This is a genomic window from Pseudonocardia sp., from assembly GCF_029263155.1.
Classification (GTDB): domain Bacteria; phylum Actinomycetota; class Actinomycetes; order Mycobacteriales; family Pseudonocardiaceae; genus Pseudonocardia.
This window is the reverse complement of the sequence record NZ_JAJCYB010000087.1, coordinates 1-18,675: the sequence shown is the minus strand read 5'-3', so window position 1 is coordinate 18,675 and position 18,675 is coordinate 1. Positions and strand designations below refer to the sequence as shown.

General features: G+C 74.9%; 14 protein-coding genes. 9 read left to right on the top strand and 5 right to left on the bottom strand.

Annotated elements, in window-relative coordinates:
- Positions 1-157: 157 nt before the first annotated feature.
- Together Q1K26_RS18105 and Q1K26_RS18100 are read left to right on the top strand one after the other, a co-directional pair.
- Positions 158-637: a DinB family protein gene (locus Q1K26_RS18105; protein ID WP_300014110.1), complete on the top strand. Its 480-nt coding sequence runs from the start codon at positions 158-160 to the stop codon at positions 635-637.
- A 139-nt stretch (positions 638-776) separates the two neighbouring features.
- Positions 777-1,730 (top strand): DUF808 domain-containing protein, encoded by a 954-nt coding sequence (locus Q1K26_RS18100; protein WP_300014107.1) that lies wholly within the window; start codon positions 777-779, stop codon positions 1,728-1,730.
- A gap of 21 nt (positions 1,731-1,751) precedes the next feature.
- Here the strand turns inward: Q1K26_RS18100 and Q1K26_RS18095 are convergent, their stop codons facing one another.
- Positions 1,752-2,882: a trypsin-like peptidase domain-containing protein gene (locus Q1K26_RS18095; protein ID WP_300014104.1), complete on the bottom strand. Its 1,131-nt coding sequence runs from the start codon at positions 2,880-2,882 to the stop codon at positions 1,752-1,754.
- Positions 2,883-3,028: 146 nt separating this feature from the next.
- Here Q1K26_RS18095 and Q1K26_RS18090 point away from each other — a divergent pair, with 146 nt between their 5' ends.
- On the top strand, positions 3,029-3,400 hold the full coding sequence (locus Q1K26_RS18090) for a nucleotidyltransferase domain-containing protein (protein WP_300014101.1): 372 nt from the start codon (positions 3,029-3,031) through the stop codon (positions 3,398-3,400).
- A 228-nt stretch (positions 3,401-3,628) separates the two neighbouring features.
- On the opposite strand, the gene zwf is transcribed toward Q1K26_RS18090, so the two are convergent.
- Complete coding sequence (gene zwf, locus Q1K26_RS18085; RefSeq protein WP_300014099.1) at positions 3,629-5,026, bottom strand: glucose-6-phosphate dehydrogenase; 1,398 nt, start codon at positions 5,024-5,026, stop codon at positions 3,629-3,631.
- Positions 5,027-5,436: 410 nt separating this feature from the next.
- Here zwf and Q1K26_RS18080 point away from each other — a divergent pair, with 410 nt between their 5' ends.
- The 6 genes from Q1K26_RS18080 to Q1K26_RS18055 all read left to right on the top strand — a co-directional run bounded on the left by Q1K26_RS18080 (position 5,437) and on the right by Q1K26_RS18055 (position 14,459).
- Positions 5,437-9,507 (top strand): Pls/PosA family non-ribosomal peptide synthetase, encoded by a 4,071-nt coding sequence (locus tag Q1K26_RS18080; RefSeq protein ID WP_300014096.1) that lies wholly within the window; start codon positions 5,437-5,439, stop codon positions 9,505-9,507.
- 61 nt (positions 9,508-9,568) lie between these two features.
- Positions 9,569-10,366, top strand: coding sequence for an arginine deiminase-related protein (locus Q1K26_RS18075; protein ID WP_300014093.1), 798 nt, complete (start codon positions 9,569-9,571; stop codon positions 10,364-10,366).
- Positions 10,366-11,064, top strand: a complete 699-nt coding sequence (locus Q1K26_RS18070) for a BPL-N domain-containing protein (protein ID WP_300014090.1) — start codon at positions 10,366-10,368, stop codon at positions 11,062-11,064. The genes Q1K26_RS18075 and Q1K26_RS18070 overlap by 1 nt, the downstream gene beginning before the upstream one ends.
- On the top strand, positions 11,061-12,326 hold the full coding sequence (locus Q1K26_RS18065) for a heparan-alpha-glucosaminide N-acetyltransferase domain-containing protein (RefSeq protein WP_300014087.1): 1,266 nt from the start codon (positions 11,061-11,063) through the stop codon (positions 12,324-12,326). Before Q1K26_RS18070 ends, Q1K26_RS18065 begins: the two co-directional genes overlap by 4 nt.
- Entirely contained in the window at positions 12,323-13,804 is a 1,482-nt protein-coding gene (locus Q1K26_RS18060) for a M1 family aminopeptidase (protein ID WP_300014084.1), read from the top strand. The genes Q1K26_RS18065 and Q1K26_RS18060 overlap by 4 nt, the downstream gene beginning before the upstream one ends.
- Before the next feature lie 118 nt (positions 13,805-13,922).
- A complete protein-coding gene (locus Q1K26_RS18055; protein WP_300014081.1) occupies positions 13,923-14,459 on the top strand; it encodes a DUF6328 family protein in 537 nt (178 codons plus the stop codon).
- A gap of 24 nt (positions 14,460-14,483) precedes the next feature.
- Here the strand turns inward: Q1K26_RS18055 and Q1K26_RS18050 are convergent, their stop codons facing one another.
- The 3 genes from Q1K26_RS18050 to Q1K26_RS18040 all read right to left on the bottom strand — a co-directional run.
- Positions 14,484-15,743 carry a PP2C family protein-serine/threonine phosphatase gene (locus Q1K26_RS18050; RefSeq protein WP_300014078.1) on the bottom strand — a complete coding sequence of 420 codons (1,260 nt, stop codon included), beginning with the start codon at positions 15,741-15,743 and terminating at the stop codon, positions 14,484-14,486.
- A gap of 53 nt (positions 15,744-15,796) precedes the next feature.
- Positions 15,797-18,334, bottom strand: coding sequence for an ATP-dependent Clp protease ATP-binding subunit (locus Q1K26_RS18045; RefSeq protein WP_300014076.1), 2,538 nt, complete (start codon positions 18,332-18,334; stop codon positions 15,797-15,799).
- An 80-nt stretch (positions 18,335-18,414) separates the two neighbouring features.
- Positions 18,415-18,675 (bottom strand): hypothetical protein (locus tag Q1K26_RS18040; RefSeq protein ID WP_300014073.1); only part of this gene is annotated, 261 nt, incomplete at its 5' end.

Genomic DNA, 18,675 nt, shown 5'->3' with positions numbered 1-18,675 from the left:
ATGGTGCCCGTCCGGACGTCACATCTGCTCAGTGGATGAGGAGACCTTCATCCGGACGTGAGGCTCTCCGGCGGGTCGGGCACCTGCTCCAGCCCGCCGGTGCGCCACCCTGGTGGAGGAGGCGCCGCGTCGGCCCGCGGCGGGAGGGGAGACCGTGATGGGCTCGTTCGATGTGCTCCTGGACGGGGAACGCACTCAGCTCGACGCGTTCGTCGAGGAGTATCGCAGCGCCGTCGAGGCGACCCTCGACGGCCTGACCGAGGAGCAGGCCCGCCGTCGGCTCGTCCCGTCGGCGACGACGCTGCTCGGGCTGCTCAAGCACGTCACGTGGATGCAGCGGGTGTGGTTCGAGGAGTGCGTCGGCGGCTCGTCGCGCCGGGAGCTCGGCCTGGTGCGGAGCCCGGAGGAGTCCTTCCGGCTCGCCGACGACGACACCGTCGCCTCCGTCGTCGCGGCCCACCGCGACGCCTGCGCGAGGGCGCGCGCGGCGGTCGCCGACCTGCCGCTCGACGTCGTCGTCACCGGCCACCGGGCCGGGCCCCGCACGTTGCGCTGGGTGTACCTGCAGGTCCTGCGCGAGCTGGCCCACCACTGCGGGCACGCCGACATCCTGCGCGAGCAGGTCCGTGCCGGCTGAGTCGGGAGACCAGGTCGCCACACCTGCCCCGGCGGACCGTCGCTCGCGGTCGCCGACCGGCGCCGGCACCGCTCGACACCTGACCTAGGCTTTCCGTCGTGGAGACCACGGGCGGGGCCAGGCGGCGGACGGTGACCCGGTGAGCGGGCTGTTCGCGCTGCTCGACGACGTCGCGGCGATGGTGCGCCTGACCGCGGCCTCCCTCGACGACATCGCGGGCGCGGCCGGGCGGGCCGGGATGAAGGCGGCCGGGGTCGTGGTCGACGACGCGGCCGTCACACCACGCTACGTGCAGGGCCTGGAGCCCCGGCGCGAGCTGACGATCATCCGCCGGATCGCCACGGGCTCGCTGCGCAACAAGCTCCTGGTCATCCTGCCGGTCGCGCTGCTGCTGAGTCAGTTCGCGCCGTGGCTGCTCACCCCGATCCTCATGATCGGCGGCACCTACCTGTGCTACGAGGGCGCGGAGAAGATCTGGGAGAAGATCTCCGGGCACGAGCCGGCCCCGGAGGAGACGCAGCAGGCGGCGGTCGCCGACCCGGAGGGCCACGAGAAGAAGGTCGTGTCGGGTGCGGTGCGGACCGACTTCATCCTCTCCGCCGAGATCATGGTCATCGCCCTCAACGAGGTCGCCTCGGAGGGACTGCTGTCGCGCGCGCTCATCCTGCTGGTGGTCGCGGTCGCGATCACCGCGCTGGTCTACGGCGCCGTCGCCGTGATCGTCAAGATGGACGACGCCGGGCTGGCGCTCGCGCAGCGCGAGTCGGGCGTGGTGAGCGCGGTGGGGCGCGGGCTGGTCAGGGCGATGCCGATCGTGCTCTCCGTCCTGTCGACGGTCGGGATCGCGGCGATGCTCTGGGTCGGTGGGCACATCCTGCTGCTGGGCGTCGAGGAGCTGGGCTTCGCCCCGCCGTACGCGTTCGTGCACGGTGTCGAGGTGGCCGTGCACGACGCCACCGGCGCGCTCGGCGGGTTCCTCGGCTGGCTCACCAACACCGCTCTCTCCGCGGTCTTCGGGCTCGTCGTCGGCGCGGTCGTCGTCGCGATCATGCACCTGATCCCGTGGCGCAGGCGCGGCGCCGCCCACGCCTGAGCCCGGCGGGGCCCGGGACCGTCAGGACGTGCGCCGTGAGCCGATCGTCAGCGGCAGGTCCAGCCGCTCCCCGTCGCGCAGCACGCCGATGTCGGTGGCGAGCCCGGGCTCGGTGTCGCGCAGCGCGCCCAGCACGTCCTCCCTGGTGGTGATCTCGGTCCCGGCGAGCTCCACGACGACGTCGCCGGGGGCGACCCCGGCGGCGGCGGCGGGGCCGCCGGGCTGGACCTCGATCACCAGGGCGCCCTCCTGCGCCGCGACACCCAACGCCTCGCGAACCTGCGGGGTGAGCGGCGCCAGCCGGGCCCCGAGGAAGGGATGGACGGCGACCCCGTCGGCGAGCAGCTGCTCGGCGATGTCCACGGCGGTGGCGGCCGGGATCGCGAACCCGATGGCCACCGCTCCGGTGGCCGGGGGCAGGTAGGCCTCGTTGATGCCGATGACCCGTCCCGTCTCGTCGAGCAGCGCGCCGCCGGAGTTGCCCGGGGAGATCGCGGCGTCGGTCTGGATGAGGTCGACCAGGGCCCGGGACTGTGCGGCGGAGCCGGGGATCTGGCGGTCCAACCCGGACACGATGCCCGCGGTCACCGTGCCCTCGAAGCCCAGTGGGCTCCCGATCGCGATGACGGGTTCGCCGGGTCGTGGAACGTCCGTGCGGTACTCGGGCACCGGCAGGTCGGTGCGGGCGGAGCGGATCATCGCCAGGTCCGTGGTGGCGTCGGTCGCCAGCACGGTGCCCGGTGAGGACGTGCCGTCGGCGTAGGTGAGCTCGACCTCGGTGGCCTCGCCGACGACGTGCGCGTTGGTGATGACGACGTCGGGGGCGTACACGACGCCGCTGCCCGCGCCCTCTCCGGTGCGGACCGTGACCACGCTGGGCGCGAGCCGGGCGACCACCTCGGCGCGGCCGGCGTCGGTCGGGGCGGGCCCGGTGGCCGTGGGACCGGCGGTGGGCGGTCCGGGCGGGGTGGTCGCCGGCTCGGCGGTGCACGCGGTCAGGGCCACGGCCGCCGCCGCGCCGACGACCAGTGCACGCAGCCGCAGCCGGGCCGGGCCGGGTGCCGCCGTGCCGCGGCCAGGTGCCGCCGCAGCGGGCCGGGGCATGCTCGCGGGCGGCGGCTGCCTGCTGTCGCGTTCCTCGGGTGGGCTCATGCGCGACCATACCCGCTGTCGCGGGTCCCACACCACGGCACCCGGGTGGATCCGCGCGGTGTGCACGGTTGCCGAGCCGGTTCCTCGGTGCCCGCACCCGTCGGCGGTGGGGTGCCGCCGCCCGTCGGCTGCCGTACCCTCCCGGTGTGCACCTCCCGGTCGACCTCGACGCCGTCCGGGCGACGCTGCGCACGCACGGAGCGGTGTTCGCGCTGGTGTTCGGTAGCCATGCCACCGGCGCCGCGCACGGGGGGTCCGACGTGGACCTCGCGGTGTGGGCCCGGGACCGTCTCGACGGGTGGCGGCTGCGCGGGGAGCTCCCCGACGTGATCGATCTGCTCGACCTGCGGGTCGGGCCGGAGGGGCTCGCGGGTCGGGTCGCCCTCACCGGGCGGGTGGTGCTCGACGACGACCCGCCGGCCCGGATCCGCTGGCAGGCCGAGACCCGCAAGCGGCACCTCGACGAGGCGGTGCGCCGCGAGCGGTTCCGGCGGGACTTCGTCCGAGCCCATGGTTGACGCCGAACGCCTGCTCGCGATCCTCGCCCGCGTCACCTCCCGGCTGCGCATCCTCGACGGGTACGCGGCCCAGGATTGACCGGCGGCCCGCGCTGCGAGCGTTCGTCGCTGCGATGACACAGCTCCTGGAAGCCTGACGTCCGGAGCCGGGCCCCCGGACCGATGTGCGCCTGGAACGCCGGCTCGACCGGTCGCCGCGCGACGCGACGGCGCCGGCGGGCCGCAGCCTCACTCGGAGGTCGCGGGTTCCGGCCGGTGCCAGCGGCCACCGTCGAGGATCGCGTCCGCCTCGCCGGGGCCCCAGCTGCCGGGGGCGTACGGGCGGACCGGTGCCCGGGGGTCGAGCGCGGGGTCGACGACGCGCCACGCCTGCTCCACGGTGTCCTCGCGGGCGAACCGGCGCGGGTCCCCGTCGAGGGCGTCGTCGAGCAGGCGCTCGTAGGGTCCGCGCCACTCGCCGAGCGCCTCCTGGAAGTCCACCTGCAGGTCGACGGGCCGGGTGCGGATCGCCCGGCCCGGCTGCTTGGCCTGCACGGTGAGGGTGACCCCGGCGTCGCGGCCCATCCGCAGCCGCACCAGGTTCGGTCCGGGCGCGCAGTCGGCGCCCGCGAACAGCAGGGTGGGCGGGCACCGCAGCTCCACCACGGCCTCCATCGCGGTGGTCTCCAGCCGCTTGCCGGCACGCACGTAGAACGGCACGCCCGCCCAGCGCCACGAGTCGATGTCCAGGCGCATCGCGACGAAGGTCTCGGTCGTGGAGTCCGCCGCCACCCCCGGCTCGTCGCGGTAGCCGTCGAACTGCCCGCGCACGAGGTGGGCCGGGTCGAGGGCCCGCATCGCCGTGAGGACCTTGACCTTCTCGTCGCGCAGCGCGTCGGCGCCCGCGTCGACCGGGGGCTCCATCGCCAGCAGGGTCACCACCTGCAGCAGGTGGTTCTGCACGACGTCGCGTACCGCGCCGACGTCGTCGTAGAACGCCCCGCGCCCGGCGATGCCGAACGACTCCGCCATGGTGATCTGCACCGAGGCGACGTGATGGCGGTTCCAGAGCGGTTCGAGCAGGGTGTTGGCGAAGCGGAAGGTCAGCAGGTTCTCCACCGACTCCTTGCCCAGGTAGTGGTCCACCCGCAGGATCGACCGTTCCGGGAAGGTCCCGTGCAGCACCGCGTTGAGTTCGCGGGCCGAGGCGCGGTCGTGGCCGAAGGGCTTCTCCACGATCACCCGCGCCCCCTCGTGCAGCCCCGCCGCCGACAGCGCCCGCACGACGGTGCCGAACATCGAGGGTGGGATCGCGAGGTAGTGCGCGGCGCGCCGGGCGTCGCCCAGCGCGGCGACCAGCGCGTCGAAGGTGGCGGTGTCGCGGTAGTCGCCCGTCACCAGGACGAGCCGGCCGAGGAAGGCCGCGAGCGCGTCGCCGTCGACGTCGTCGACCGCCGCCGCGACGGCGTCGCGGGTGTGCTCGCGGAACGCCTCCGTGTCCATGTCCGACAGCGCCACACCGACGACCGGGATGTCCAGCCGTCCGGCCTCGGCCAGGTGGTAGAGCGCGGGTAGGACCATCTTGCGGGCCAGGTCCCCGGTGGCGCCGAACAGCACGAGCGCGTCCGAGCGGGTCGGGTCGGTCACGGGGCCTCCGGCGGGTCGTCACGGATGTCACGAGCGGCCCACGGCCGCCCGGCTGCCGAGGCTACGTCCGGTGCGGGCGATGTGCCGGGGCCGCAACCCGCGGCCGGCGTCGCGGCGTCCTCGACGCCGCCGGACGGTCGGGACCGCGCGGGAGCGGGTACCTCGGCCCTGGGCCCGGGCCTCGCCCCTCGGGTCCCGGGTGCGACGGATCACCCACCGACGAGTGAACGCGGCCGACACGTGCGGACGAACACAGTCACGAGATGTTACGAGCCTGTGGAACGGGGCACCCGATCGAATGGCACCGGGTGCGAGCCCACGGGCCCGCGCGCAGGCGCCGTCGAGGGGCAACGACGGCGCGGCGCGTGAACGACGGTGCCTACGCCCCCCGACCAGGACGGATCTCGAAAGTGACACTGACCGAGCCCCGGTCCGCCCGCCGCCCGCAGGTGCCGCGCCTGCCCTCGCCGGAGCGCGAGCGCCGGCCCGCGCGGCCGGCGCGGCTGCAGCAGTTCCTGGAGGCGACCGCGAAGCGCGTGCCCGATGCGGTCGCGGTGCAGGACGGCGACCGCCGGATGACCTACCGAGAGCTGGACGAACGCGCCGACCAGCTCGCGCACCACCTGCGCCGTGCCCGGCTGCGGCCCGATGCCCGGGTGGGCATCCTGTTGCGCCGCTCGTGGCGCACCTACGTCGCGCTGCTCGGCGTGCTCAAGGCGGGCGCCGCCTTCGTGCCGATCGACCCGGCCGCACCGCCGGACCGGATCGGCTACATCGCCGAGGACGCCGGTCTCGAGCTGCTCCTGACCGGCGAGGAGCTGGTGCCGAACACCGCCGACCTCCGGTGCCCGGTGCTCGCACTCGATCGCGCACAGGGCGAGATCGACGCCGAGCCGCGCACGCGACCGGCGCTGCACACCGGCGACGACCCGGCCTGCTACGTGATCTACACCTCCGGATCCAGCGGGCGCCCCAAGGGCGTGGAGGTCGCCCACTCCAGCATCTGCAACTTCATCGACGTGGTGCCCGACGTCTACGACGTGCGCGAGACCGACCGCGTCTACCAGGGCATGACGATCTCCTTCGACTTCTCGATCGAGGAGATCTGGCCGACCCTCGCGGTCGGCGCCACCCTTGTGGTCGGGCCCGACGACTCCCGCAGGCTCGGTGCGGAGCTGGCCGACTTCCTCGACGACACCGGCGTCACGCTGTTCTACTGCGTCCCCACCCTGCTCGCGACGATCCCGCGCGACCTCCCGGCGGTACGGGGCCTGTTCGTCGGCGGCGAGGCGTGCCCGGCGGGCATCGTGGAGCGCTGGAGCCGCCCGGGGCGCCGCATGCTCAACACCTACGGCCCCACCGAGGCGACGGTGACCGCGACCTGGGGCGAGCTGTTCCCCGGCCGTCCCGTCACCATCGGCCGGCCGATGCCCACGTACTCGATCGTGATCCTCGACGACGACCGGCGCGAGGTCGCCCGCGGCGCGGACGGCGAGATCTGTATCGGCGGGCCCGGGGTCGCGAACGGCTACGTCGGGATGCCGGAGAAGACGGCGGACAAGTTCGTCCGCCACCGCGGCGAGCGGATCTACCGCACCGGGGACCTGGGCCGGATCGACGAGCACGGGGAGATCCTCTACCTGGGCCGGGCCGACGACGAGGTCAAGATCCGCGGGCACCGCGTGGACCTCGGGGAGATCGAGAGCCTGCTGCTCGACGACGCCGACGTCGAGAGCGCGGTCGCGACGATGCAGACCGTGGCCGGGTCCGAGGAACTCGTGGCGTTCGTCACCCGCCGGGGCACCGGGGGGGCCGCCGACGACGGCGAGCTGGTCGCGCGGTTGCACGCGGGGCTGCGCTCGCAGGTGCCCGACTACATGGTGCCGGGCTACCTGGAGATCCTCTCCGGGCTGCCGACGATGCCGAGCGGGAAGGTCGACCGCAAGCAGCTGCCGGCACCGGCCGGTCGGCGGATCGTCACGGTCACCGGCGAGGTCGTCGCCCCGGAGGGGCCGCTGGAGACCGAGGTGCGCGACGCGTGGGCGAGCGCGTTCGGGCTCGAACCCGAGGACCTGTCGGTGACCGCGGACTTCTTCGCCGACCTGGGCGGGCACTCCCTGCTCGCCGCGTCGGCGGTGACCGTCATGCGCGAGCGGGGCGTCGGGTCCGGCCCCGCGGTGCGCGATCTGTACGACCATCCCACGGTGCGGGCGATGGCCGCGCAGCTGGGCGCCCGCGCCGGCGGCACCGCGGGCGCCGTGGAGCCCGCCCCGCGACCCGAACGCCTCGCGCACTCCAGCGCTCGCTACGGCACGGCGGGCGCGGTGCAGCTCGGGTTCCTCTACGCGCTGCTGCTGGTGCTGTCGTTGCCGGTGGTCGCCATCTACCACTCCACCGAAGGGCAGGTGTCGCTCGGCGTGCTCGCGCAGATCGCGCTGACCGCCACCGCGATCTACCTCGGGCTGCGGTGGGTCGCCGCGCCGCTGCTGGTCCACGTGCTGGCGGTGGGTGTCGAACCGGGCCGCTACCGGCTGTGGGGCCGGGTCCACGTCCAGCTGTGGGCGCTGGATCTGGTGCTGTCGCTGACCCCGCTGCCCGTGCTGAGCGGGTCCCCGCTGATCGCGCCCTACCTGCGCTTCCTCGGCGCATCGGTGGGTCGCGACGTGCACGCGGGCACGTCGCTGGTGTCGGTGCCGGCCCTGCTGCGGATCGGGGACGGGGCGAGCGTGGGCTACGACGTGGCGCTGCGGCCGTGGGTCGTGGAGGACGGCTGGGTGGTCGTCGAGCCGATCACGGTCGGCGACGAGGCCTTCGTCGGTGCGGGCACGGTGCTGGAGCCGGGCTCTGTGGTGGGCGAGCGCGCCGTGCTCGCCGAGCAGTCGGCGGTCGTGCGCGGTCAGCGGGTCCCGGCGGGGGAGCACTGGGCCGGGTCGCCCTCCGCGCCGTCCGACCGGGTCGACCCCGTCGTGGAGCAGCTCGCCGCGGCGCTGCCTGCGGTCGGCTGGCGTCGCGGCCAGCGCCTCGGCGTGGCCGCCGGGCTGGCCCTGCTCGAGACGCTTCCCCTGCTGATGCTCGGGCCGACCCTGCTGCTCGTCTGGGGGGTGCTGCTGGCCTCGGGCGAGGTCGCCGGGCTGGTCGCGGCGCTGCTCGTCGGGCCCGTGTTCGTCACGACGGTCTGCGTGGTGATCCTCGCGATGCACGCGCTGGTGCTGCGCCGCACACCCGAGGGCGTGCACCCGGCGCGCTCGGCGCTCGGGGTGCGCAAGTGGATCGCCGACGCGCTGCTGCGGATGAGCCTGACCTACACCAACTCGCTGTACGCCACCCTCTACACGGTGCCGTGGCTGCGCGCGCTGGGCGCGCGGGTCGGCCGTGGTTCGGAGGTCTCCACCGCCTCGCACCTCGATCCGGACCTGCTCACGTTGGGGCGCAACAGCTTCGTCGCCGACATGGCGAGCATCGGGGGATCCACCTTCCACAACGGCCGGGTCGCGTTCCGCCGGACCGAGGTGGGGTCGCGGGCCTTCGTGGGCAACGCGGCCGTCCTGACCCCGGGCACGGTCATGGGCGACGACTCGCTGATCGGGGTGCAGACCGTCCCGCCCGCCGGAGGCATCCCCGGCGAGAGCGCCTGGCTGGGCTCGCCGGCCATGAACCTCCCGGCCCGTCAGGACAGCGGCGACTTCGACGAACGGCTCACCTTCCGCCCGACCCGCGGGCGCGTCGCGAGCCGGCTGGCCGTCGAGTTCCTGCGCGTCACGCTGCCCGCCTCGCTGATCGCGGTCACGGTGTACGCCTACCTGCTCGCGCTGGCCACGACCGCGGCCGCCGGGGCCGACCTGGCCACGCTGGTGCTGCTCGCCCCGGTGTTCGCCCTGCTGAGCGGGCTGCTCCTGGCCGCGGTCGTCGCGCTCGTGAAGTGGGTCGTCATCGGCCGGTTCCGGCCGCGGGTGGAGCCGCTGTGGAGCCCGTTCGTCCGCCGCGCGGAGTTCGTGACCGGGCTGTACGAGGCCGCGGCGGTGCCCGGCCTGCTCTACCTGCTCGTGGGCACCCCGTTCCTGCCGCCGGTGCTGCGCCTGTTCGGGGCCCGGATCGGGCGGCGGACGTTCCTGGCGACCACCTACCTCACCGAGTTCGACCTCGTCTCCGTCGGGGACGACGCGGCGGTGGGCCGTGACGTCTCCCTGCAGACCCACCTGTTCGAGGACCGCGTCATGAAGATGTCGACGGTCGAGATCGGGGCCGGGGCCGGCGTGGGTGACCGCGCCATCGTGCTCTACGACGCGTCCGTCGGGTCCGACGCCGCGCTCGAGCCCCTGTCGCTGGTGATGAAGGGCGAGCGCCTCCCGGAGGCCACCCGGTGGCGCGGCATCCCGGCCGAGGCGGTGGCGGCGGCGCCCGGTGAGCGTCGCGAGGCCACCGCGCACGCCGGGACCGACGCGCCCGGGAGCCCCGGTTCCGCGTGGCCCGTCGCGGCCTGACCGGCGCCCCGACCGGCCCGACCGGCCCCCGTTCCCGACCGACTCGCAGAAGGGAGCTGCTGTGAACACCCGGCTGCTCGTCTCCGACGCCGACAACTTCCGCGTCGACCATGAGATCAACCCGTACATGTCCGTGCACGACCAGCCCGACCGCGACGCGGTGATCGGCGAGCACGCGGCGATCGTCGACGCGCACCGGGACGCGGGCCGCCGGGTGGAGCGGCTGAGCTCGGCGGCCGAGTGCCCCGACATGGTCTTCACCGCGAACGCCGCGCTGGTCAGCGGCGACACGGCCGTGCTGGGCCGGCTGCCGCCCGCCCGCCGCGACGAGACGCCCCACCACCGGCGCTGGCTGCGGCACCACGGGTTCGAGGTGCACGAGGCCCCGCACGACTTCAGCGGGCAGGGCGACGCGCTGCCGTGCGGGAACCTGCTGCTGGCCGGTCACGGTCAGCGCACCGACCGCCGGATGCACGGGTTCCTGGCCGAGCGGTTGGGCTACCGGGTCGTCAGCCTGCGCACCGTCGGACCCCGCTGGTACGACCTCGACCTCGCCGTCGCGGTGATCGACGAGCAGACGCTGGCCTGGTTCCCCGCGGCCTTCGACGGGCCCAGCCGGGACCGCATCCGCGGGCTCGGTCTCGACCTGATCGAGGTGACCCCGGCCGAGGCCGGGCGGTTCGCGCTGAACCTGATCAGCGACGGGAGCACCGTGACGATGACCGACCGGGCCCCCGGCCTGGCCGAGCAGTTGCGCGACCGCGGCCTGGCGGTGGTGCCGCTGTCCACGCGGGAGCTGGCCAAGGGCGGCGGCGGTGTGCGGTGCACGGCGCTGACGCTGTACCCGGCGATCACCTGATGGGCGGCCTGGCGCTGGTCTACCGCGGCCCGGCGGCCCGCCCGGAGGGCTGCCCGGAGGCGGTCGCGGAGCTGCTGCGCAGCTCCCCGCACGGGTTCGACGTCCGCTACGTCGGGCCGAAGGAGGAGCTGCGGCTGCGTCCCGAGGTGCTGGCCCGGGCCGCGGTCTACGCCCAGCCGGGCGGGGGCGAGCTGCGCCCGGCCTACCGCCGCCTGCGTCGCCACCGCCGGGCCGTCCGCGACCACGTCGCGGCGGGTGGGGTCTACCTCGGGTTCTGCCTGGGTGGCTACCTGGCCGGGGCGACCCCGGGGTTCCGCCTGATCCCCGGCGACACCGACCGGTGGACCGGCGGCGGGAGGGGGCCCGTCGACGGTGGGCGCGACACCACCGTGGAGGTGCGCTGGCGCGGGCACCCCCGGCGGATGTTCTTCCAGGACGGCGCCCGGTTCCTGGTCCCGCCCGGCGCCGCGGACGTGCAGGTGCTGGCCCGCTACCCCGACGGGGCGGTCGCCGCCCTCACGGCCCCGTTCGGGGCGGGCGCCGTCGGCGTCGTCGGGCCGCATCCCGAGGCGGGCCCGGACTGGTACCGCGACGCCGGCCTGCGCGCGCCCGCCCGCCCCACGACGGACCTCGGCCACGACCTGATCGACGCGACGCTGGACGTCGCTGACCGACGACCCACCGGGAGCCGACCATGACCACCGCACCGTCCCCTCCCGCCGCCGGGCCCGCCGCCCCGGCCGCCGCGGCGTCGCGCCCGCGTCTCGTCGGGGTCGACGCGGCGCGCGGCGTCGCGCTGCTGGGCATGATGGCCGTGCACGCCCTCTACGCCTTCGGCGCGGACGGCGACCCGACCGTGGCGTACTCCGTGTCGACCGGGCGGTCGGCCGCGGTGTTCGCGGTGCTCGCCGGGGTCGGCATCGCCTTCACGACCGGGCGGGCGCGGGTCGGCGCCGACCGCGCGGTCCCCACGGCCGCCGGGCTGACCGCCCGGGCCGCCGTCATCGGCCTGGTCGGCCTGGCCCTCGGCTACACCGATGCCGAGATCGCGGCGGTGATCCTGCCCTACTACGCGGTGCTGTTCGTGCTCGCCGTCCCCCTGGTGTTCCTCGGGACCCGGACCCTGATCGGGCTCGGCGTGCTCGCGGCGTTCGGGATGCCGGTGCTGGGCCATCTCGTCCGCGACGGGCTGGCGCCGCCCCGGCTCACCAACCCCTCGTTCGGGTACCTGGTCACCGACCCGCTCGGGCTGCTGGTCGAGCTCACGCTCACCGGCTACTACCCGGCCCTGGCCTGGCTGGCCTACCTCTGCGTGGGGATCGCCGTGGGGCGGCTGACCCTGTCCTCCGCCCGGGTGGCGGCCGGCCTGCTCGGCGCGGGGGCCGCCGTGGCCGTCGCCGCGTGGGCGGGCTCGGCGCTGCTGCTCGGCCCGCTGGGTGGCCGCGCCCGGATCGAGGCCGCCGGAACCGGTGCCCTCGATGTCCCGGTCGCCGAGATGCTGGCGTTCGGCGGGGAGGGCGTCACCCCCACCACCAGCTGGTGGTGGCTCGCCGTCCACGCCCCGCACACCAGCACGCCCCCGGACCTGCTGCACACCGCGGGCGTCGCGGTCGCGCTGCTCGGGGGCCTGCTGCTGCTCGGTCACGTCCGCGGACCCGCGCACCGGGCCGTCACCGTGCTGCTCGGGCCGCTCGCGGCGGCGGGCGCGATGACCCTGACCCTCTACGCCGCGCACGTCGTGTTCCTGAACTCCCCCCTCGACGTGTTCAGTGCCGTCGGCGGTTACGTCTTCCAGGTCGTCGTCGCGCTGCTGTTCGCGCTCGCCTGGCGCCAGGCGGTGGGCCGCGGCCCGCTCGACTTCCTGGCCGGTTGGGCGGCGCGCCGGGCCCAGCGGGCGGCGCAGCCCCGGGCACCGGTCCACCGCGGATCACACCGCCTGCTCACGGGGTCCCGCCGATGATCGGAACCGTGCACTGCTCTCCACCTCGCCGGCGCGTGTCGGCCGCCCTGGCCGCACTGACCGTCGCGACCCTCGTGGCCGGATGCACCTCCGGTGGCGGCAGGGCCGGGGGCATCTCCGGTGGGGGCGGGGCCGAGGGGGGGCCGAGCGACGGCGAGGTCGGCCGGGCCCAGCCGTGGGAGCAGCGCCCGGTCGTCGGGTTGCAGTTCGACGTGGCCGCCGACCTCGCCTCGGTCACCGGCCGCGAGACCGTGCTGTTCACCCCGGACGCGCCGGTCTGCGAGCTGGTGTTCCGGATGTGGGACAACAAGCCGACGGCCGCGCAGGACGGCACCTCGATGGAACTGGGCGAGGTCACCGTCGACGGCCGACCGGTCGTCGCGGACGTCGTCCCCGCGGGCGCCCCCGACGGGGTGCCCGGCACGCTGGCCGAGGTGCCGTTGCCCGCCTGCGTCGATGCGGGCACGCAGGTCCGGGCCGAGCTGGGCTTCTCCGTCGAGCTGGGGGAGGACTCCGGCGAGCGGGTCGGTCACGCGCCCGACGAGGAGCTGGCCTGGTTCGCCACCGCCTTCCCGCTGCTGGCCTGGGTGCGCGGGGAGGGCTGGGCCCGGGACCCGGCCGTCGACATGTACGGCGAGACCGTCACCAGCGAGGACTTCCGGCTCGACGCGTTGGAGGTCACCGCGCCCCGCGAGTACGCCGTGCTGGGCAGCGGCAGTCCCGCCGGGACCGAGGCCGGCTCGTCGCCCGGCACGACCACCCACCGGTTCACCGCCGAGGCGCTGCGCGACGTCTCGGTCTCGGTGGGCCGTTTCGTGGTGCAGGAACGCCGGGTCGGCGACGTGGCGCTGCGCGTCGGCACCCCGGAGTCGGGCAGCCGGGTGGACGGGGAGGAGTGGACCGACGAGCTCGCCTACGCGCTGCGCGAGCTGGAGGAGCTGTTCGGGCCCTACCCGTACCCGGACCTGTGGGCCTCGGTCCTGCCGCCGCTGGCCGACGGGGTCGAGTTCCCCTCGGCCCTGCAGTTCGGGGACGTCCGCCGCTCGACGGTGTCGGCGCTGGTCGCGCACGAGCTGGCGCACATGTGGTTCTACTCGCTCGTCGGCAACAACCAGGCCCGGGACCCGTGGATCGACGAGTCGTTCGCGACCTACGGCCAGGTCCTCGTGACCGGGCGTGAGGACGCCTACCGGCTCGACGACGTCGGCCGCCGGGTCCGCGGCGAGCTGGGGCAGCCCATGGAGTACTGGGCCGAGGCGGGTGGCTTCGGCCGCTACGTGCGCGGCACCTACGACCAGGGCGCCGCGGTCCTGCTGGAGGCCAGGGACCGGGCCGGCGCGGAGCGGTTCGACGCGGCGGTGCGCGACTATCTCGCGACGCGGGCGCACCAGGTGGTCGACCCGTCCGAGGTGCGTGCGTCCTTCGAGTCCGTGCCCGAGCTGATCGACCTGCTCGGGGACGCGGGGGCCTTCGGCTGACCGGCGGGCGCCGAGCGCGCGCCGGCGGTGCGATGCGTCACCCGGTCGTGTGGGACCGGCCAGGACGGGTATCCGAACAGGTCGTCCGGCGCCGGGCCGGACGGGACGGAGAACGGTGATGCCGACCGGGACGCCCACCCCCGTCGTGGGCGGCGACGAGTGGAACACGCGGTGCCGCGACGAGGAGCCCATGCAGCGCGCCGACCGCAACTTCGCGGAGCTGCTGCAGGAGTTGCGGGTGCTCGCCACCAGCGTGCAGATCCTGTTCGGCTTCCTGCTCACGCTCGCGCTCAGCGCGCGGTTCGACGGGCTCGACACCACCCAGCGGTGGGTGTTCACCGCCACCCTGACGTTCGCCGCGCTGTCCTCGACCCTGCTGATCGCCCCGGTGGCCACCCACCGGTTGCTGTTCCAGCGGGGCCACAAGCGGGAGCTGGTGCGGGCCGGGCACCGGATGGCGGTGGCGGGGATGGCCTTCCTGGCCCTGACCCTGTCGGCGGGGCTGTTGCTGGTGCTCGACGTCGCGCTGGGGCGCTGGCCCGCGATGATCATGACCGGCGGGCTGTTCGCGGTCACGTCGGCGCTGTGGGTGGGGGTCCCGCTGCGCCTGCGCAGGCGCGGCCGCCCGGTGCGGGCGCAGCCCACCGGACGGTAGGCGGCCCGGCGCCGGGAACGGTCGCTACCGGTCGCGCCCCAGGTCGAGCTGCAGGCCGCTCGGCAGCATCCGCAGGTAGGCCTCGGGTGACCACTCCACCAGCAGCAGGGTGGCGTCGTCCTGCAGGCGGCCGCCCTGGTGGGCGAGCACCGCGGCGGTGAGCCTGCGCAACGTCTCCGGGGCGGACAGCCCGGACGCCGCCGCGTGCTCGGTGAACTCCACCAGCCGTTCCTCGCCGAAGAAGGTGCCGCTCGCGTCGCGGGCCTCGGTGATCCCGTCGGTGTAGAGCAGGAGCCGGTCCCCGGGTTCGAGCTGATCGTGCGAGACGGCGGCCGTCGCGGAACGCCCGGGCAGCAGGGTGACACCCAGCGGTGGGCGGGGTGGCGGGCCGAGCTCCTTGATCACCTTCCCGCCGCGCACCAGCAGCGGTGGGGGGTGGCCCGCGTTGAGCATGGCGAGCTCGCCGGTGGCGGTGTCGAGCCGGGCCAGCACGGCCGTCGCGAACTGCCGGGACCCGGCCTGGGTGGCGATCAGGGCGTCGGCGTGCGCGGCGATCGCCACGAGGTCCTGCTCGCCGGAGCGGCGGGCGTTGCGCAACGCCGTGATCGCCAGCGCCGTGGTCACGCTGGCCCGCAGGTCGTGCCCGGCGGCGTCGAGCGCGGCGAGGTCGATCACGTCGCCGTCGACGTTGTAGTCGAAGGCGTCGCCCGCCACCTGGTCGTGCGGTTCGAGGATGGCGGACACGACCACCCGGTCGGTGGCGAAGGTGAGCGGCGGCAGCAGCTGCCACAGCAGCTCCGACGGCGCGGACACGGCACCGTCGACCCGCCAGCGCCGCAGCCGGTCGCTGTAGACGCTCTTGGTCGCCACGACGTGGCCCACCAGGCCGGCGAGGGACCAGACCCGCTGCCGCAGGGCCGGGTCGTCGTCCCGGTCGTCCGCGCCCAGCCCGATGCGCAGCACGCCGATGCGGTCGGTGCCGTCGAGAATGGGCACCCAGAGCAACCGCTCGCCGTCCTCACCGGTCCCGGGGAGGATCTCGCCGAGCTGGAACGCCCGCCCCGCCAGGGTCGTGACGAGGTCCATGCGCGTCTCGCCGGCGCTGGACATCGAGGTGAGCACGAGCTGCGAGGCGTCGGCCACCAGCACGTCGGCGGTGAGCCCGACCCCGGAGACCGCGTCGTCCACGGTGGCGGCGAGCCGGTCGGCCACGACGATGTGCGCGGCGTCGATCACGCGCGCGAGGACCCGTATCCAGCTCGCGTCGTCCGTCGTGTCGCCCACCACCGTCGATGCTACGTGCCGCCCACCGGTGCGATCCGCGCCGGCGCCGACCGTCACGTCGGGCCGGTGTCCTCGACGATCAGCTCGAACTCCCCGCCGGCCGTGTCCACGCGCACGTGGGAACCGGCGGTGACCTTGCCGGCGAGCAGCAGGTCGGAGAGCCGGTTGTCGATCTCGCGCTGGATGGTGCGGCGCAGCGGCCGGGCCCCGAACTCGGGCTGGTGGCCCAGTGTCGCGAGGCGGTGCACCGCGTCGGCGGTGAACTCGACGGTGACGTCCTGCCCGGCCAGGCGGCGGCGGGTCCGCTCCAGCAGCAGCTCGGTGATCGCCTCGAGCTGGGCGTCGTCCAGCCTGCGGAACACGATGGTCTCGTCGATCCGGTTGAGGAACTCGGGCCGGAAGACCTCGCGCAGCCGCGGCATGATCTTGTCGCGGAGCTCCGTGCCGCCCGCGTCGTCCGCCGGCGGGGAGCCGAACCCCAGGGTCATGCCCCGGCTGGTGATCAGCTCCGAGCCGACGTTGCTGGTCATGACGACGACGGTGTTGCGGAAGTCCACGGTGCGGCCCTGCCCGTCGGTGAGCCGGCCGTCGTCGAGGACCTGCAGCAGGACGTTGAACACGTCGGGATGGGCCTTCTCCACCTCGTCGAGCAGCAGCACGGAGTACGGGCGGCGGCGGACCGCCTCGGTGAGCTGCCCGGACTCGCTGTGGCCCACGTACCCGGGCGGGGCCCCGACCATCCGCGCCACGGTGTGCGCCTCGCCGTACTCGCTCATGTCCAGGCGCACCATGCGGTCCTCGTCGCCGAACAGGGTGACGGCGAGCGCGCGGGCCAGCTCGGTCTTGCCGACGCCGGTCGGCCCGAGGAACAGGAAGCTGCCGACCGGGCGGTCCTCGTCGCCGAGGCCGGCGCGGGAGCGGCGGATGGACTCGGCGACGGCGCGCACGGCGTCGTCCTGTCCGACGACGCGGTCGTGCAGCTCGTCCTCCAGGCGCAGCAGCCGGTCCCGCTCGGCCTCGGTGAGCTGCGAGACCGGGATGCCGGTGGAACGGGACACGACGTCGGCGATGTCGGTGACGCCCACCTCGGGCACCCCCTCGGTCGCGACGCCGGTCGCCGGGCCGCGCAGCCGGGTGCGGACCTCGGCGATCTGGTCGCGCAGGTCGCCCGCCCGCTCGTACTGCTCGTCGGCGACGGCCTGGTCCTTGTCCCGGGTCAGCTGTTCGAGGCGCTGTTCCAGGCCGCGCCGGTCGGTCGACGGGGTCCGGGTGCGCAGCCGCACGCGGGCCCCGGCCTGGTCCATCAGGTCGATCGCCTTGTCGGGCAGGAACCGCTCGGTGACGTAGCGGTCCGACAGCTCGACGGCGGCGCGCAGCGCGTCGTCGGCGTAGCGCACCTGGTGGTGGGCCTCGTAGCGGTCGGCCAGCCCGTGCAGGATCGCGACGGCGTCCTCGCAGCTCGGCTCGGGGACCAGCACCGGCTGGAAGCGGCGGGCGAGCGCGGCGTCGGTCTCGATGTGGCGGCGGTACTCGTCGAGAGTGGTGGCCCCGATGACGTGCAGCTCACCGCGCGCCAGCGCCGGCTTGAGCATGTTGCCGGCGTCCATGGACCCGCCGCCCTCCCCGCCGCCGGTGCCCGCGCCGACCATCGTGTGCAGCTCGTCGATGAACACGATCAGCCCGTCGCCGTGCGCCCGGATCTCGTCGATGATCCCGCGCAGGCGCTCCTCGAAGTCGCCGCGGTAGCGGGTGCCGGCCACGACGCCGGAGAGCTGCAGCTCGACGACGCGGCGGCCCGCGAGGGTGTCGGGCACGTCGCCGTCGACGATGCGCTGGGCGATGCCCTCGACCACGGCGGTCTTGCCGACCCCGGCCTCGCCGATCAGGACCGGGTTGTTCTTGGTGCGGCGCGAGAGGACCTCGATGGTCTGCTCGATCTCGTCGGCCCGCCCGACGACCGGGTCGAGCCGCCCGCCCCGTGCGGCGGCGGTGAGGTCCTGGCCGTACTGGTCCAGGGTCGGGGTCGCCGTGGCGGCGTCGCGCGCCTGGTCGGGGCCGCCGCTGTGCGCGCGCGGCTCCGGGCGGCCCGGCCGTCCGGGTGCACCCTCGGGGGTGGGCCGCGCGTGGGTGAGCAGCTGCCCGGCGGCGGACTCCTGGTTGGCCGCGATCGCGAGCAGCACGTGGTCGGGTCCGATGTAGCTCGACCCGAGCGAACGGGCGACCTGGTGGCCGTCGAGGAGGGCCCGCTTGGCCGCGGGGGTGAGGCTCGGCGCCCGGCCGGTGGGCTCGGCGCGGCGCAGGCCCTGCTCCAGCGCCTGCGCGAGCGAGTCGGGCGTCACCCCCGCGCGGTCGAGCCAGCGCCGGGTCGGCTCCAGACGGGTCGCGGCCAACAGCAGGTGCAGCGCGTCGAGGTCGGTGTCGCCGCGGTCCATCGCCAGCTGGGCGCCCGCGGCCACCAGCTCGCGCGCGGCCGCGCTCATCAGCCGGGTCAGGTCGATGCGGCGCACCGGTCCGCGGGGCCCGCCGCCCAGGAATCGGGCGAGCTGGTCGTCGTCCGGGTCGGAGTCGTCCGGCCCGAGGAAGCCGGTCATGAGGCACCCTTTCGTCGAGTGGGGGGACTCGGGACGGGTTTCCCGCAGGCGCACCGACGAAACGGATCAGCCGGTCCGGCTCACTGGGCGGTCACGGCGGCGATGTCCTCGGGCTGCCCCACGCCGCTGTACCGGGAGAGCCTCCGCAAGGGCTCGCTCGGCCCCGCGAGTTCCTCCGCGGCCTGCCCTGAGCAGACCCGGCCGGATGCTCCTATGGATGTCAAGCTGCGGATGAAGGTCGTTCCTGTTGAGCGACGGGTGTTCTGCCTCCCTCCCGGGTAGATCGTCTTCCGCCGCTGGTCGGTGTCAACGTCGTTCGTCCTCGCTGCGCTGCGGGCGCT

What these genes read in the sequence shown, in the direction of transcription:
- Q1K26_RS18105 (WP_300014110.1), top strand. Translation starts at nt 158, where the DNA reads ATGGGCTCGTTCGATGTGCTCCTGGACGGGGAACGCACTCAGCTCGAC.
- Q1K26_RS18095 (WP_300014104.1), bottom strand. Translation starts at nt 2,882, where the DNA reads ATGAGCCCACCCGAGGAACGCGACAGCAGGCAGCCGCCGCCCGCGAGC.
- Q1K26_RS18070 (WP_300014090.1), top strand. Translation starts at nt 10,366, where the DNA reads ATGGGCGGCCTGGCGCTGGTCTACCGCGGCCCGGCGGCCCGCCCGGAG.
- Q1K26_RS18065 (WP_300014087.1), top strand. Translation starts at nt 11,061, where the DNA reads ATGACCACCGCACCGTCCCCTCCCGCCGCCGGGCCCGCCGCCCCGGCC.
- Q1K26_RS18060 (WP_300014084.1), top strand. Translation starts at nt 12,323, where the DNA reads ATGATCGGAACCGTGCACTGCTCTCCACCTCGCCGGCGCGTGTCGGCC.
- Q1K26_RS18055 (WP_300014081.1), top strand. Translation starts at nt 13,923, where the DNA reads ATGCCGACCGGGACGCCCACCCCCGTCGTGGGCGGCGACGAGTGGAAC.
- Q1K26_RS18045 (WP_300014076.1), bottom strand. Translation starts at nt 18,334, where the DNA reads ATGACCGGCTTCCTCGGGCCGGACGACTCCGACCCGGACGACGACCAG.